Source organism: Streptomyces sp. NPDC058335 (assembly GCF_042723915.1).
Lineage (GTDB): Bacteria > Actinomycetota > Actinomycetes > Streptomycetales > Streptomycetaceae > Streptomyces.
Genome location: NZ_JBHXHX010000042.1, coordinates 1 through 14,451, shown reverse-complemented (window position 1 = coordinate 14,451; position 14,451 = coordinate 1). Strand labels below are relative to the sequence as shown.

Below are 14,451 nucleotides of genomic sequence, written 5' to 3'. Positions count from 1 at the left end.
GTCTTCTCCGGCTCGGAGAAGTACGCCCACGGCCCTGCAAGCCGGTCACCTGCAAGTTCTTCTCAACAGGGGTACTCACTGCGGGCCGTGGGCCGTCTGTGGGCCGTCAGGCCGGTGCCGTGCCTTGTCGTAGGCGGTTGCGATCGCCTTGCGCGTGCGCTCCTGGCTACTCGGCATGAGGTGTGCGTAGATCCGGAGCGTCAGCGCCGCGTTGCCGTGCCCGAGGTACTCGCTGACGGCCTTGATGTTCTCCCCTCCGTCCAAGAGGGCGGAGGCGTAGAAGTGCCTCATGGCATGCATGCCATGCTCGCGTGCGGCCACGTAGCCGACCTCGTCCTTCTCACGCTCCGGGATGACACCGGCGGCCACGAGAGCGGGCTTCCAGGCGTCTTCGTTCATGGTTGGACGCCACACGTGGTTTCCGCCTGGTGCGGTAAAGATGAGCTGCTTGGTCACCTTCAGGCCGTCGGGGGTTTTCCACGGCAACGTGATCTCGACTGGCGGGAACTTCTTCATGTGGGCCCGCAGCGCGTCGGCCACGGGCCCCGGAAGGGGCACGTCCCGAAGTTTGCCCCCCTTGGGTGGGGCAAAGACGGGCTTGCTACGGCACAGCTTCAGTTGCTGCACGACATGCAGGGTGTCGGCCTCGAAGTCGACGGCATCCACAGCCACCCCGAAAATCTCCCCTTGCCTCAGTCCGCACCCTGCCCCCAAGTCGACCATCGCGCGGTACCGCTCGGGGAGTGCTTCCTGAACGGCAAACACCCGCTCATGAGTCCACGGCACGACGCGCTTGGGGTCGAGCGCCGGCGGGCGGACTGATCGTGCTGAGCAAGGGTTACGGCTCAGATACCCGTCGTCCACGGCGGCGCTGAGAGCAGCGCGCACACTGGCGTAGATAGCACCCCCGTACGAACCGGGAACGCCGTTCGCTTCAAGCTGGGCCACCCACTCACGAACGTGCCCCGGCTGGAAGGACCCGAGCGGCCGCGACCCGATGTACGGGAAAGCGTGCCGCCGGAGTTGGGAGTTCATGGATTCCAGGGTGTTCGGGTCCACCGCGAGGGTCTTGAGCCACTTCTCGGTGAACTGCTGAAAGGTGGTCTTGGCCGCGCGAGGGTCGACGTACTGCCCACGCGTCATGTCCGCCTCGATCTGAGACAGCCACTTCTCTGCGATGCGCTTCTGTCCGTCGGGGAAGCTTTTGGATTTCTCGGTTCCGTCGGGGCCGATGTAGCGGGCTCGGTAGCGCAGGCCGCTGCCGTGGCGGTCGCTCTTGACCCGGACGGTCTTGCCGTCGGGGTTGATCTCGGTCTTGAACCAGCGGTCTTGGATATGGCCTGCCATGAGGCGGCGGTCCTCTCAACACGCAGCAGGGAGAGCCGCCGGGTAGCGGCTCTCCCTGCTGTCTGCGGTGGGTGTTGGGTCAGGCGGCGTTTTGGTCGGTGCTCTTGCGTTCGGCGACGTGGGCGAGCACGTCAGCAGGGTCGTAGCGGATGTACTTGCCGATGCGGAATCCGGGCGGCCCCACGCGCTTCCGGCGCCACTGATACACCGTCTCTTTGGGTACCTCGAAGATCACGGCGATGTCGTCGGCCGTGAGGTAGCGGTCCGGCAACCCGCCGCGGAGCGTGGCGCGCGGGTCCGGCTGTTCACGTGCGGTGCTCATGGCGTGTCCTCCGTGGCATGGGCGAGGATCCTGTTTCGGGGGCGTGCCTGTCCGAGGTGCGGATTTCTGCGTCATGGCGTCATGAGCGTCATTTGGGACTCTGACCTGGGGTTTTGCTCGACGTAGTGGTTACGGCGTGCGTCATGTCGGCGTCATGGGGTGTGTCATCGGATGACGCAGATGACGCAGGATGACGCAGAGCCAGCCGTCTGCGTCATGCGTGTCGTTGCAGGTCAGTGGCCGTTTGCCGGCTCGCGTGACGCGCATGACGCAGCGTCTTCCTTCTTAGGACAAAGAAGGGGCTGCCTGTTGTAGTTCGGTGCGCCTTACAGCGTGAAGAAGGAGCCGCTGCGCGGCACGACCTTAGGGCGGCGTCCCCCGCCGAACAGCAAGAGAAGCACGTGCTCCTCTTGCTGTTCGCTTGAGCGTGCGGATCGCGGGTCAGAATGCCCGTGCTTGCTCGTGTGGGGCCGGGGGAAGTGTGCGGGTCATTTCGAGGTAGCGGCCCGCGCTGGTGCGGCCCGAGTCGACAAGGACACGCCGGGCGGCCAGCGTCGGTTGGAGCCGCTTGAGCCGGTCGGAGAGGACCTTGCCGGTCGTCGGCCATCCCTTGGGCAGGGGACGGCAATCGTCGCCGCTGTAGAGGCGGCTGAGGCAGGACAGCCACTCGGTGGACGTCATCCGCTGCGCCCCGCCCGGCTCGATCGTCTCGGCATGCCTGAGAACGGTCTGCGCGAGGAGGTCACCCTCGATCACGTCGTCGTTCAGGTCGTCCAGGCTCGCCCGGTAGGCGGGGAGCGCACCCAGGCCGGTAGCCGCGTCGAACTGCGCGCACAGGTGGGCGAAGTCTGCCATCCGCAGGTCGGTCGGAGTCTCTGCCTCGGCGGCACGGACCTTGACCGTGAGGTCCAGGAGGGAGCCGAGAACGACGGGCAGCACCTCCGCGTAGTCCAGCCACAGGTCCGCCTCGGTGCGCCGGATGCTGGGGCGTTCCAGCCGCAGCGGTAGGAGCCGGTCCGCGAGGTCGGGCCGAATGACACCGACGTCGATACCGGTGAGAAGCAGGGGCCGGCGGTATCCGACGCGGAACACGTCCCCATCAGTGAACAGCGCGCGCTTGACGCTCTCGACCCCGGTCACGATGCAGCACATCGCGTCCGACAGATCCGACGTCACGTGGGAGAGGTTGTCCAGCGCGGTGACCCATCCGGCCGCCACCGCTGCGATCAGGTTCTCTTCGTCCTTTGGGGCGCGTCGAAGGTCACCGCTCATCCCCTCGATGATCCGCACGAGCATCCGGCCCCCGGTGGATTTGCCCGCTCCTTGCGGTCCGGTGAGGAACGGCGCGGGCACGGGCACCGACGGACCGAGGCAGCCGATCAGCCACACGATGGCCAGGCACTCGGTCTCGGCGTTGGCGAAGTTGCACAGCCGCATCAACAGGTCGATGCCCTTGCCGCCCGTGTCCTTGGCCGGGAGCGGAAGTTCCCCGGTGAGCTGGGTGCGCCGCCAGCAGACTTCGCGCGGGTCGGGGGTGAGGATGTCCCAGCCGGTGGGGTGGATGCGCACAGACTTCCCGTCATCTCGGCCCAGGTCCAGCCACGTCGCCCCGTCGAATCCGGGAGCGACGCGGATGTGGACGGGCTGGACGTCCTCGGACAGGGCCAGTGCTTCGATCAGGTCCAACGCCTCCTTGAGTGCGGACCCGTTGAACACACCGCGCCCGTCCCTGAACAGTCCGACCATGAGTTCCTGGCGGTGGCTGCCCGTGGTGCCCTGGGAGCGGATCGGGCGGGCCACGGGGTGCCCGTTCTTCTGCGCATACACGGTTCCTTCGGCGGTGCGGAAGTACCGGAAGTGCGCTTGCGCGTAGTCCGCGATGACCTGGCGACCGGGAGTCTTGTCGTCCTCAGACATGGCTCAGTCCCAACGTGGTCAGGGCGTTCGTCCACGCGTCGGCGCAGTGCCGGGGCGATTCGCCCTTGGCCTGCGCTGCGGTGAACAGCCGCGCGGTGTGCGCCTCGGTCAGGCAGCCGCATCGCCCGTGCGTGGACAGCACCGCGAGGAACGTCCGATAGACGGTTGCGTGCACCGCCTCGCGAGCGGCGGTGATGCGCTGCTCCGCCATGGCAACGCCACGGTCCAAGTAGGTCGGCGTGCGGTGCGGGCACACCCCGCCCCCGACCATCGCGGGCACCGTGACGGCCACCGGTCGGACTGCGGTCGGCTTCTTCACGATCAGCGCGCGTACGACTTCCGGCAGGGCCGTCATGGTGCCGGTGCCGGGACCGAGCCACCTGGCGTACTGCATGGCCGACTTGACGTCCACGCCGGGCCGGACCGCGTTGGCGGACTGCATGACGCCCTGGTAGAGCCAGTGCTCACCACGAGTGGTGGGCACGATGCGCGTGACAGGCAGGCTCGCACGGGCCCATCCGATGGCGTCCGTGCTGTCGAGGTCGACAACGGTGAGACCGGCGCCGCCGGGGTGGTAGGCCACCGCCGCTGCCTCACGCCACGCCCGCGCCCACGTCGTGGAGCGGAGGACTGCGGGGTCGGTGGTGGCGGCAGCCCAGCCGTGACAGGGCGCCGGGCAGGTGCACGGGCCGGGAGTCTTCATGTTCGGCCGGCCGCCACAGGCGTTCTTGGCGCATGCCGGGCAGTTCCCGAACGGCAGCTTCCCGGCTCGTAACGGCAGCACCGGCACGCCGGAGGCTGCCAGGGAGAGAGCGGCAGGCAGGTGCTCTCCCCGAATGTCGGTGGGTTGGGTCATGCTGGATGTCTCCAGTCCTGTTGAAGGTGCTGGGTGGACAAGGGCGGCCCCGTTCTTTGGCGAGATGCGGGGGCCGCCCTTGGCGTAGCTAGGCGCCCTTGCTGCGGGCGAGGCGCAGGGTGATGCCGCCGACTCCGATGGGTCCGGCGGCGCCGGCGATGACGGTGGCGGTGTGGGCGGCGGTGTCGAGCAGGAAGCACAGGGCGGCGACCAGTCCCCAGCCGCCGGCGACGGTGGCGCCGGCGATCGCGAACGGCAGCAGTAGCCGCCGCCACTCGATGCCGGCCGGGGGCCGGTCGTTGACGACGAACACGACCGGCTGGCCGGTCGCTTGTGCGCGGCGGTAGGCGTCGGCGGGGATGTGCGGGGCGATGCCGCCGGGCGGGGTGCGGTGGTGGTGCATGCGGGCTCCCTTGGGGTGAGCCGCGGGCCCGCGCCGAAGGTGGCGCGGGCCCGTGCGGGTGGGTGTCGGCTTGTCGCGTTGCTTGTCGTCTTCCTTGTCGTGCGGCTTGTCGTCTGGCTTGTCGCTTGTCTTGTCTTGTCGCTTGTCGCCTCCCAGGTCAGATGCGCTTTTTCAAGCTAGGGACGTGTGAGAGGCGTGTGTTCGGCGTCATGTCCGGCGTTCTGTCGACAAGCGACAGGCGGTCAGTCCTGCGGGGGCTGTCCGGTGGTGTGGCGGCGGTGGACGTAGCGGGTCTTGGTGCCCTCCCCGACGCGTACGGCGGTACCGTCTTCCACCCAGCTCTTGAGCCATCCGACGACGGTCTGCCGGGTGGTGCCGTAGTCGTCCGCGAGGACGCGGGCGATGGCGGAGGCGCCGGTGCCGTCCGGGCCGGCGGCGATGAGGACGTTGAGCGCGGCGCGTTGCGCGGGGCTGTCCTGCTCGCCCCGCAGCGCCGACAGGTTCAGCCCGCCCGACCGGGCCGGCGGCTCCGCGTCGGGGTCGGGGGTGGTGGCGAACTGTGCGTCGATCTGCTCGCGGAAGCGGCGCGCCAACTCCTCTTCCTCCGACACCGGCGCCGACTCGCCGCGCAGGGCGGACAGGTTCAACCCGCCCCCGGCCGGCCGCGCCTCGGCGTCGGGCCGCGGGTGGTCGTCCATGGCGGGCTGGTCGCGCATCCATGCGGTGCGCTCCGCATCCCAGCGCCGCGCGTAGTCCGGCCCGGCGGCCTTGGCGGACACGGTGTCGAGGGTGGGGTGTCGGTCGGAGGTGGCGGCGATGATGTCCCGGATCTGGTTCGGCAGGATGCGCCACGCTTTGAACAGGCCGGCGGGGGATTCGGGGGTGCCCATGAATCCGGCGCCCTTGTAGGGGGCTTGGTCGACGCGCAGGCCGCGGGTTCCGGGGAACATCTTGCCCAGGTCCATGCCCTCGGTCTCGCCGCCGGTCAGGGCGACGCGTACCTTGGCCTCGCGCCGGATCATCAGGTTGCCCAGCACGCTGCCGGTCGCGCCCAGGGCGGTGAGCACGGTGCGCACGCCCATGGCGCGGGCGATGCGGATGACCTCCAGGATCTTCTCCGCGAGCTTGCGCATGTCCCGGTCCGAGGAGGCGAGGATCTCGGCGCCCTCGTCGATGACCAGCTCAATCTGGGGGATCTGCGGGCTGATCGGCAGCAGGTCGGTGTTTGCCTTGGACAGCAGGTCCTGGTAGGCCATCTTGCGTTGCTTGGCCACCTTCACCGCGGCGTCCAGCATCAGCACGGCCTCGTCGTACGTCCCGGCGAGCCAGTCCACGCCGGGCCGGACCGGCTTGCCGTCCTCCCGCTTGACCTCACCGTTCAACGCGGGCAGAACCCACGGCAGGCCCGCACTGCCGGAGTTGAGGTCGATCACCCACGTCAGCACGTCTTCGGCGCGGGCGAACCCGGCCAGGATCGTGTGGACCATGTTGGTCTTGCCCGACCCGGTCGGGCCGACGACCAACGCGCACTGCTCGCGCAGGTACGCCAGGACGTTCTCCGCGTTCGTCCGGTAACCCCACGGAATCCCGGTGAGCAGGGACAAGGTGCCGTAGTCGGTGGGGTAGGTGCGTTCCTCCATCAGGACGTTGACGGTGGTCACGTCGACGATCACGCGGCCCTGGTGGATGCCGGGCGAGGCGACCGCGGTGCAGCCGTGCGGCAGACGCGCATCCGCGGACAGGCGGGCGGAGTCTTGGGCGATGCGGTGGTAGGTGATGCCGCCAGCCGGTTCGAGATCGAGGGAGTAGCCCGCCCCGGTCGGCCACTGCTCGACACCGAGCACACGCACGGTGATGCCGCAGATCCGCTGAATGCGCTCCACCCACTCCGCGGCGATCGCCCGGCGCTCCGCGGACAGCTCGGCGGCGACCTGGCGCATTTCGGCGGCGAGCGCCTCTTCCTCCCGCGCCTCCTCGAACAGCGCCGACGACCGGGCGGCGGCACCGATGCCGATGCCGATGGTGGCGAGCGATCCGAGGGCGGCCCAGGTGAGCGGGCCATGCGTCATGGCCCACGTCGTCCAGCCCGCACCCACGAGCCAGGACGCGGCGCGGGTGGCCAGGGTCCGGCCGGCATTGCGGACCCACAGTCCGGCGACGGTGTGGCCGATGGCTCCGGCGGCGCCGACGGCGAGGGCCCAGCCGGGCGGCATGCCGGTTGCGGCGCCGGTGGTGGCGATGGCGAAGGCTCCGGTGGTGGCGGACAGGGCGCCGGTCACGGGTCCGTGACCGGCAGTCCAGTCCAGCACCGGGCCACTGCTGTGCTGTTTGGCGGTGGCGGTGCTGCTCATGTCAGACGTTCCAGCCCTTCTCTGCCTCGGTGCCGTTGCGGGGGTCCTCGTGCCGGGCGATGTCCTGCGCGTGGACCCGCCGGAAGATGGCGGGGAGTTCCTCGGCGCCCTCGGCGGCCTTGCGCAGCAGCTCGTGGATGTCGTTGAAGCCGCCGGCGACTTCCTTCTCCAGCGGGAACTCCGAGTCGGAGCGCTCCGCGAGGATCTGCATGACGTGCGCGACCATGCGCAGCGCCTCCGGGAGACCTTCGACCATGGCGAGGATCTCCATGCAGCCGTCCGGCTCGTAGAGCAGCGCGGCGGCCTGCATGTCGGTGGCGTGGTCCTCGAACTTGAAACCGGACACGGACGGTCCTCCCTCGATCTCGGGCGTGCTGGGGGTGGGGGTGGTGGCTGCGGGCCGCTGGATGCGGTCGGTGATGCCTTCGGCGCCGTCCTGCGTGGCCTCGGCATCCGCTGCGGTCTCCTGCTCGCGCTGCTGTACGCGGATCTCTTCGTCCCGCGCCGCCCTCTCCTCGGCGGCGGCGCCGGTCAGCCGCTGGTAGAGGCGCCGGCCGGGGTGGATGAGCCAGGGAAGGCGGAGCTTGCGGCCGATCGGGCTCGTCAGAAACCCGAGCAGACCGAGAGGCAGGGCGAGGAGCGCGGCGAGCAGGCGGCGGCGGTGGAAGCGGGCCGCCGACCGGCGCAACGCAGCACGGGCGGCCTTGCGGGCGGGGGCCTTGCGCAGCACGCCGCGCTGGGCGTCCACCTGCCGACCGGTCGCGGCGTCCCGCTTGGCACGCTGCTTGGCGACGGCCGCGTCCCGCATGGCCCGGGCCTTGCGCCCGGTGCCACCCAGCGGGCGCCCGGCCAGACTGCCCTTACCGCCCGACCGGGCCTTGCTGGCAGGGGTGTTGGTGTTGCGGCGGGCGTCCGTGACTGCGCGGCGGGCTGCGGTCTTCTGCGCCCGGTGCTCAGCGCGCGAGCCTCCCGCGGCCTTCTGCGAGGCCCGCAGCGCCTTCACCTGACCGGCCCGGGCCGCGGCCATGCCGCCGAACCCGGACCGGATACCCGCCTTGCCCTGCGGAGTCCGGCCGCTCTTGCTGCCCGCCGCGCCGGTCGTTCGCGCTGCGGACCTGCGGCGGTGCTCACCGGGCACCTTGCCCGACCCGCCCGCCCCAGAGCGGCCCGCGCGGTGTCCGGAGGCGCGGTTGCCAGCTGTCCCCGCGGTGCGGGCTGCGGCGGCCCGGCCGGCGGTACGACCGGCCGTGCGGGCGGCGGCGCGGCGTGCCTCGCGGCGCGGGCCGGGCTTGCGGCTGCGGGTGGCCGCGGCCACTCCGAGGGCAACGGCGCCGGTCATGGCGACGGCCGCGGCGATCGGGCCGCCGGCCAGCGATGCGGCGGCGACCATGCCGACCGTGGTGTTCGTGCCCGACAGAGCGAGCGGGACGACCGGCCAGCCGCCGGGCGTGTGGTCTACCTCCACGGCGTCCGGAGCCGGGGTGGGGGGTGTCTGCGGGGGCGGTGTGTCCGGCGGCGCCGGGACGGCTACCGGTTCGATGCTGACGTCCGTCATGCTGTCTGTGCTCCTTTGCGGAGTCGGGCCCGGCCGGGGCTGTAGGAGGTTGCTGGCCGGGCCTGCCAGTTGGTCAGGTGGCGCACTGTTCTTCGGCGACCAGGCACAGGCCGCAGATGCCGTGCCGGCGGGAGATGCAGTAGCCGACGTCCAGCTGACAGCGGGGGCAGGTGCGGCGGGCGAGCATCGCCAACGCCAGAGCACCCCACTTGCGCGACGTCATCGGCCGCACGGGCTTGGCCAGGTCGAGCCGGTAGAGGTAGGCGACGCGGGCGCCGTGGCGGCGGCTGGTCACCATCACCTGCGCGCTCACCTCCTGCCCGCCGGGCCGCAGGCCGCGGGCCCGGAGCTGGCGGCGGGTGGCGTAGCCGTCCGGGGCCATGCGCCACGGGTAGGTCGGGATGCCGTAGCGGGCGCCGGTGGGGTCGTAGCAGCGGCTGTAGGCGGTCGGCATCAGCCCACCGCCTCAACGCGCAGCGAGCCGGGGAAGTCAGCCAGGTACGGCTCACGCGTCTTTACCCGGCCGCGCGCCGTGCGCGCCGTGGACTCCGACGCGCCGAGCCCGGCGGCGGCCATGGCCATCGTCATCCGCGCGGTGCTCGGCTGCACGAAATCCGTCCCATACAGCGCCCGCACCAACTGATCGACCCGGTTGGTGTAGACGACCGGCATGCACAGGTCGACGGCCGTCGACCGAGCGTCGACGCCCACCGGGTCGGCGTCGACGGGCGTCGACACCGCCTTGACGCCCACCGGCAGCGCGGGATGGTCGGGCACCGGATCCGCGGCGACAGCCGGCGGTGCGGCCGATGCGGCGGGCGGTCGGTCGACGCCGATGCCGACGGGCGTCGACGGATGGTCAACGCCCGTCGGAGGGGTGGTGACGGGCGTCGACGCGCGGCGAGCGAGGTAGGCGTGCACCTGCCGCATCAGGGCGCCGAACGCCAGCAGCGCGGCGACCGGAGGCACCGCGGCCACCACATAGTTGAGGGCGTTGGCGTCCTTGCCGACCCCGGCCACGTTCAACGCGATGGACGCGCCGTCACCCGCGGTGACCAGGCCGATCGCCCACCAGTCGACCTTGTGGGCGAGCGAGGCCCGCAGGATCAACAGCTCCCCGATCACGATGAACAGATCCACCGTGGCGGGCCATGCCCAGGAGCGGGCGACGGCACTGGCCATGCCGTGCGCGGCGGCCACCTCCTGCAAGTGCTCGTAGGAGAGCCAGAACGCCACCGCGGTCAGCAGCACCGTGAGCACGGCCGCGATGACCGTGATCGCGTTCTCTACATTGACGGGCGTCGAGGGAGCTTCGACGCCCGTCAACGGCGCGTCGACGCGGGCCGCCGCGCTCACGCCGCACCCGCTTCGACCGGCGCGGGCTCGTAGGTGGCGTACACGTGGAAGGCGATGCCGAAAGCGGACGCGTCGAACTCCAACGACGACCGGTTACCGATCCGGTCGACGACCAGGAGACCGGCGTCGACGCCCAGCGCCTCCCGCCACGCCTCCACCTTGCTCGGACTGTCGAGCTGCACGCTCAGCTCCCGCGACGCGTGGCGGCTGATGGTGACGTAGGCCGCCGGCAGGTCCGGGTGACCGACCGCGAGACCGGCCAGACACGTGAAGAGGGCCGCCTGCTCTGCCAGATTCTCGGCGCTCACGCGGCGACCCCCGACACAGCGGTGCGGCGCACGGTGGCCCGGCGCCCGAGCGTGCGGCGCGGCCGGCGGGTCGTCGACTGCTTCGTGAGCGGGTTGGTGCGGAGCAGGGCGGCGGCGTAGGCGGCGGTCTGCGGGTCCGTCGCGCGCAGCTCCGCGAGGACCTCGCGCGCCACGTCCAGACGGGCCGCCCGGTCCTCCGCGGACTCGGCCGCGGCCGGGCCGGCGAACAGCTCCAGGTCGATACCGAGCGCCAACTCAGTGAACTCAGCCGCCGTAACGGCTTCATGACCAGCAACGATGCACTTCATGGGTCGTGACTCCTTAACCGTGGGAACGGCCCGAACCGCGGCTCCGGTGTTCCAGCACCGGGGCCGCTCGCCGTTGAAGCCGGAAACTGTCGGCTCCCCGCACCCCGCCCGTCCGGCCACCGCGATAAACGCGCGGGCCGGACGGGCGGGGGAGGCAACCGGCCGCAGCGCCGGCGACGCTGCGGCATGACCCCCGTATGCGAGCTGTGACACCGGACAGAGCCGGTGCCCCTCGCACACGGGAGAGGTTGGAGGGGGACTCAGCGGGCGTGGCCGCGGTGTCGGTCCGACAGCCGCGGCGCCCTAGGTATGTCGTCGGTTCACGACCGACCTCCCGCAGATCGCAGGGACAGGGAAAAGCACTGCAAGGGGGACCACGTCCCCACACGCCGGCCGTTGCTCGCGGTCACCGGGCCACCTCGCCAGTACGGGCCGAAACCCTGTTCCACCTGGCCTTTAGCGGGATTGCAGCGTCCCCACCCTCTACGCAGATGGATGTCACACTTAGAGGTGTTGCACCACCTGCTCAACTTGTTGGTACAAGCTGATGTGGTGATGCTGCACCCACGGACAGTGAGTCGTCAAGGGATTGGGGCCCACATGTACCAACAAGTTGCGCGAGTGCGTCATGATGAAGGCATGAACAAGCAGCCGAAGTACCGGCAAGTCGCCGACGCCCTGCGCCGGGAGATCGTCAACGGCACGCACGCGCCAGGTGCGAGGCTGCCCTCCGAGAACGACCTACAGCAGCGTTTCGAAGCGTCGAGGAACACCATCCGTAACGGCCTGAGCCTGCTGGTCAGTGAAGGGCTCATCTCGTCAAGCCAAGGGCTTGGCTACGAGGTCAAGTCTCAGGAGGTGTTCGAACTCAATGCGTCGCGGTTCGAGAACCTGACGTTCCCGCAGAACGGCGACGCGTACAACACGGACGTGACGAACGCCGGGCGACGGCCGCACCAGACGTTTCGCGTCGAGATGCTGCCGGCATCGCAGGAGATCGCCCAGCACCTCAAAGTCGAGCCGGGTACGAAGGCGGTATTGCGGTTTTGTCATCGCTTTGTGGACGACGTCCCATGGTCCACGCAGGCGACCTACTATCCGTCGTGGCTGGTCGAGGCGTCGCCGCGGCTGGCTGATCCTGGAGACATCGCCGAGGGAACGACGCGGTACCTAGCCGCTCAAGGCATAGAGCAGGTTGGGTACTTCGACGAAATCGCGGCCCGGATGCCGACCCCGGACGAGGCGCGCCTCCTGGAAATCGGAGCGGGTGTGCCGGTGCTCCTCTGGACGCGGACTGGCTACTCGGAAGACCGGCCGATCCGGTGCACGGTCACGACGTTTCGAGGGGACCTCAACCGGATGAACTACGAGATCGGCAACCTTGCCGCCCGGAGCGACAACACGTGATCATCATTCCCGCTGAGCCGCACGACGTTGCCAAGCTGCTGGCCTTCCGCGAGGAAGCCGCAGCTTGGCTGCGGGGCCTTGGCTCAGACCAGTGGAGTCGCCCCTACCCGGCTGACAAGCTGCTGGCCACGATCGAAGCAGGCACGGTGTTCATGCTTCGTGACGGGCACACCACTGCCGGCACCATCACACTCACGCCGGACGCCGAAGACGGTCTATGGACTGACGATGAACTGGCCGAACCGTCGATGTTCGTCAACAAGCTGACCGTCGCCCGAGAGTACGCGGGGCAGAACCTCGGTGGCCGACTGCTCTATTGGGCGGTTGACCGGGCGCATCATGCAGGTGCCCGGTGGCTGCGGCTGGACGCGTGGACGACAAACGAGGCGCTTCAGCGGTACTACCTCGCGCAGGGCTTTACCTACGTCCGTACGGTCCAGGAAGGCGCTGCGGTGAATGGTGGCCCTCGCGTCTCTGGGTGGCTTGCGCAACGAGCGGCGCAGCCCGCAGATCACGGATTCACAGACCGTACTCCAGCTCCGGAACGGCTTCAATGCGAAGCTTGACCGGAGCGCACATTGCATCCCTACGTGGCGACGCATTGACCGGCGGTCCACCTTGAAATTAAAACTCAGCATCACCTGCTCACTGACGGTACCACCAAGTAAACACCGGCTCATCCGCCAGCGCGCGCGAAATCAACTGCATCCCTCCATTTCGAATATCCAGAAAACCAACTCAACGGATGCTCGTCAGTACCAGCAAGGAACCTGTTTGCCCATTTCCACCCCCCGATTCGGCGCAACCCTGGCTCCCCCAAAATCATGAGACACGTACGAGGATAGGTCTTCGATTTCAACGCCAGGCGACCTTTTACAAAGTCCAGAAGCTCGTCAGACACTTCGAGGGCGCGTTCCGCCTCACGGCGGCTTGGCCGGTACCCCCTGTGCACAATGCGGCCTCGCAGATGCGCCAGCTCCTCGCTCCATCGACGCACCGGGCCATTGACCGACGGGTTCCAGTTCCCGCCAAGTCGCGGACCATACTCCCGCTTAACGCGCGAAGCTAGGCCCCCGTTCTTGGCTTCGTCAAATACGTCAACCGCAGCCGTAACATCCGGATCTTCTATCTGCTCTTCCCACAACAGCATGCCGAGGAGAGCATCTAGAACAATCTCCGACGAAAGCGCAGCATGTATAACCGCGTTCGAGTAGTCACCTTGCTGCCGGAGGTACTGATTCGCAACCAGAGCACGCTCCATAGCTAGTTCCAATGGCGACCCGTTCCAAAGGCGGCCTAGTAGGGTCTCCAGTTTCTGGAAGCCATCCGAATCAAACGTGTCAGACGGCACATGCGGCGGCGGGGAGACCCACATCAGGCCTCCAAGGTCTCCGCTATACCGATTCCCAGGAATCCGACCAAACCAATAAACTGCCTGCACTTGCTCTATGCCAACATGAGGCGAAAGGCCATCACGTTTAACCAATCTACTCATGGAATAAACATCAGCCAATACGCCGAAGCAGCGCTCAAAAGCCTCGCTAAGGGCCGCGTCTTTATCGCTAAGCTTATCCGCGTTCTGCACGGTGACCATTTCGACCACAGTCCGATAGGTATCCCGCGGAAGCTCCGCCTTCTCCTGCGGCGCCTTCCCGATTCCAGTTACGTCATGAATAACCTGCAGAAGCCCATGAAAGGAATCAGCGAGATCAACCGTATCCTTAAGCTGCCAAAATTTTAGAGAAGCAAAGATTTTATCCCTGCGGTTACCTTCCAGCGGATCACTTTCCTCAGTTGCACGAGTTTCCATAGCCTCGCATCCTCGGAGCGGCTCTTCAAAGTTGCGAGAAATTACCGCACCGTGCTGAAGTGGACATGCGAACGGCAGCGCCACGAAGAAGGTGATCAACAGCGGAGCACCGCCGGTGTCCAGCGAATCTTGAGAGTCCATGGCTCAAGGATGTTCGGATCTGATGGCCTGTCTAGCCATTTTCGAGGTTCACTCAAGCTGTCTGGTCCCTTCCTCTGACCGCTGAGACGGGATCGCACCGCTACGCGGTGAGGGCCACCACTTGAAACCGAAGCGAGACCCTCCAGCTCGACAACGACACTGCAAGAGTGCAACTGCCACAAGAGCCCCCGGACACAGCGTCCAGGGGCCCTGATCTCATGCTCGATACGTGACGCCGGGCCGTCTGTGGGCCGTCCGAGGGTGGCCCACGACGACCAACAACGACCAAAGACGACCGTCAAAGTGCTGGTCAGAAGCCGGTCAGGCTCCAGTCACCGACTTCAGATAGGCCGCCGTCTTCTCCGGCTCG

The 14,451-nt window shown here is 68.3% G+C and carries 14 protein-coding genes; 2 read left to right on the top strand and 12 right to left on the bottom strand.

The window, feature by feature from the left end; all coding sequences use genetic code 11:
• Positions 1-75: 75 nt before the first annotated feature.
• The 11 genes from ACFWJX_RS40505 to ACFWJX_RS40455 form a co-directional block, all read right to left on the bottom strand.
• Positions 76-1,347 (bottom strand): tyrosine-type recombinase/integrase, encoded by a 1,272-nt coding sequence (locus ACFWJX_RS40505; RefSeq protein WP_383252116.1) that lies wholly within the window; start codon positions 1,345-1,347, stop codon positions 76-78.
• A 79-nt stretch (positions 1,348-1,426) separates the two neighbouring features.
• Positions 1,427-1,669, bottom strand: a complete 243-nt coding sequence (locus ACFWJX_RS40500; RefSeq protein WP_383252114.1) for a helix-turn-helix domain-containing protein — start codon at positions 1,667-1,669, stop codon at positions 1,427-1,429.
• A 441-nt stretch (positions 1,670-2,110) separates the two neighbouring features.
• A complete protein-coding gene (locus tag ACFWJX_RS40495; protein ID WP_383252112.1) occupies positions 2,111-3,586 on the bottom strand; it encodes an ATP-binding protein in 1,476 nt (491 codons plus the stop codon).
• The gene (locus tag ACFWJX_RS40490; protein WP_383252111.1) at positions 3,579-4,442 is read right to left on the bottom strand and encodes a bifunctional DNA primase/polymerase; all 864 of its coding nucleotides are present in this window, start codon (positions 4,440-4,442) and stop codon (positions 3,579-3,581) included. Before ACFWJX_RS40490 ends, ACFWJX_RS40495 begins: the two co-directional genes overlap by 8 nt.
• Before the next feature lie 88 nt (positions 4,443-4,530).
• Entirely contained in the window at positions 4,531-4,845 is a 315-nt protein-coding gene (locus ACFWJX_RS40485; RefSeq protein ID WP_383252109.1) for a hypothetical protein, read from the bottom strand.
• Between the two features lie 242 nt (positions 4,846-5,087).
• Entirely contained in the window at positions 5,088-7,196 is a 2,109-nt protein-coding gene (locus tag ACFWJX_RS40480) for a hypothetical protein (protein WP_383252106.1), read from the bottom strand.
• Position 7,197: 1 nt separating this feature from the next.
• Positions 7,198-8,751, bottom strand: a complete 1,554-nt coding sequence (locus tag ACFWJX_RS40475; protein ID WP_383252104.1) for a hypothetical protein — start codon at positions 8,749-8,751, stop codon at positions 7,198-7,200.
• Positions 8,752-8,824: 73 nt separating this feature from the next.
• On the bottom strand, positions 8,825-9,205 hold the full coding sequence (locus ACFWJX_RS40470; protein ID WP_383252102.1) for an RRQRL motif-containing zinc-binding protein: 381 nt from the start codon (positions 9,203-9,205) through the stop codon (positions 8,825-8,827).
• Positions 9,205-10,107, bottom strand: coding sequence for a DUF2637 domain-containing protein (locus ACFWJX_RS40465; RefSeq protein WP_383252101.1), 903 nt, complete (start codon positions 10,105-10,107; stop codon positions 9,205-9,207). The genes ACFWJX_RS40470 and ACFWJX_RS40465 overlap by 1 nt, the downstream gene beginning before the upstream one ends.
• Positions 10,104-10,415: a hypothetical protein gene (locus ACFWJX_RS40460; protein WP_383252099.1), complete on the bottom strand. Its 312-nt coding sequence runs from the start codon at positions 10,413-10,415 to the stop codon at positions 10,104-10,106. The genes ACFWJX_RS40465 and ACFWJX_RS40460 overlap by 4 nt, the downstream gene beginning before the upstream one ends.
• Complete coding sequence (locus ACFWJX_RS40455; RefSeq protein WP_383252097.1) at positions 10,412-10,723, bottom strand: hypothetical protein; 312 nt, start codon at positions 10,721-10,723, stop codon at positions 10,412-10,414. Before ACFWJX_RS40455 ends, ACFWJX_RS40460 begins: the two co-directional genes overlap by 4 nt.
• Positions 10,724-11,362: 639 nt before the next feature.
• On the opposite strand from ACFWJX_RS40455, the gene ACFWJX_RS40450 reads away from it, so the two are divergent.
• Both ACFWJX_RS40450 and ACFWJX_RS40445 read left to right on the top strand, forming a co-directional pair.
• Positions 11,363-12,130 carry a GntR family transcriptional regulator gene (locus tag ACFWJX_RS40450; RefSeq protein WP_383252095.1) on the top strand — a complete coding sequence of 256 codons (768 nt, stop codon included), beginning with the start codon at positions 11,363-11,365 and terminating at the stop codon, positions 12,128-12,130.
• The gene (locus ACFWJX_RS40445; protein WP_383252093.1) at positions 12,127-12,696 is read left to right on the top strand and encodes a GNAT family N-acetyltransferase; all 570 of its coding nucleotides are present in this window, start codon (positions 12,127-12,129) and stop codon (positions 12,694-12,696) included. Before ACFWJX_RS40450 ends, ACFWJX_RS40445 begins: the two co-directional genes overlap by 4 nt.
• 110 nt (positions 12,697-12,806) lie before the next feature.
• Here ACFWJX_RS40445 and ACFWJX_RS40440 read toward each other — a convergent pair whose 3' ends face one another.
• Positions 12,807-14,081, bottom strand: a complete 1,275-nt coding sequence (locus ACFWJX_RS40440; RefSeq protein ID WP_383252090.1) for a hypothetical protein — start codon at positions 14,079-14,081, stop codon at positions 12,807-12,809.
• Between the last annotated feature and the right edge of the window lie 370 nt (positions 14,082-14,451).